This window comes from Pseudomonas sp. Pse1 (genome assembly GCF_024519635.1).
Lineage (GTDB): Bacteria > Pseudomonadota > Gammaproteobacteria > Pseudomonadales > Pseudomonadaceae > Aquipseudomonas.
The window spans coordinates 1-1,184 of the sequence record NZ_JALJRO010000057.1; the positions used below are offsets into that span (position 1 = coordinate 1).

At 62.2% G+C, this 1,184-nt stretch carries 1 protein-coding gene; it reads left to right on the forward strand.

All coding sequences use genetic code 11. The annotated features are described in order from the left end of the window. A partial coding sequence (locus NR126_RS28315; protein ID WP_256832471.1) for a type VI secretion system Vgr family protein occupies window positions 1–1,184 on the forward strand: 1,184 nt, incomplete at both ends.

Consider the following 1,184-nt stretch of genomic DNA (forward strand, 5'->3'; position numbering starts at 1 on the left):
GAGTACCCGCGCCGCGATCAGGTGATGCAGTACGACGAAAGCGACCTGGATTTTATCCATCGTCTGCTCGCCGAAGTGGGCATCTGGTACCGCATCGGCTGCCACCCGACAACCGGTCATGACGTCGTGGAATTTCACGATGAACAGAAGGGTTATCAATTCGACATCGAGCTGCCGTACCGCGGCCTCTCGGGCCTGAGCAGCGGCGATCAGGACAGCGTGTGGAACCTGCAGACCCGCCACCAGGTGGTGGAAAAACACATCACCTTCCGCAGCTATAAACCGCTGGATGCCCGCGCCTACCTTGATGGCGATGTCAATCAGGTTCGCAACGACAAGACCACCTCTGGCGAGGCGTTTTACTACGGCTTGCCCTACAGCGAACTGGGCAACAAGCTGTACCAATTCGAAAGCCTGGCCAGCGAAAGCGGCTACCACTTTGCCCGCCTGCGTCACGAGCGTTTTCTCAACCAACGCACCCGCCTCAGCGGCAGCACCGACAGCCCGACCCTGGCCCCCGGCCAAGTGCTGAACATGCCTGAAGGCGCCCCCCAGGCCTTTCGCCCTGGCGCGGTGATCACCCACCTGCGCACCTGCGCTGCCCGCGACGCCAGTTTCATCGCCCACTTCGAGGCGATGCCCTACGACCACTTCATCTGCTTCCGTCCGCCCGTACTGCCAAAACCACAAATGGTCGGGACACTTCCTGCGCGGATCAGCAGCCACTCCGCCGGCGACACCTATGCCTACCTCGATGGCCACGGCTACTACCGAGTCAAATTCCTCTTCGACCGCGACACCTGGCCCCAGGGCCGCGAAAGCCGCTGGCTGCGCCTGGCCCGGCCCTACGCCGGCGACACCTACGGCCTACATCTACCGCTGATTTTCGGCACCGAAGTGGCGATCGCTTTCGAAGAAGGCGACCCGGACCGCCCCTACATCGCCCACGCCCTGCACGACAGCGACCGCCCCGACGTCATCACCGACAGAAAGCGCGACCACAGCCGCAACGTCCTGCGCACCCCGGCCAACAACAAATTGCGCATGGAGGATTTGCGCGGGCAGGAGCACGTCAAGCTCAGCACGGAATATGGCGGCAAGAGTCAGCTGAATCTGGGGCATTTGGTGGATGCCAAGAAACAGAAGCGCGGGGAAGGGGTTGAGCTGAGGACCGATGATTGGGG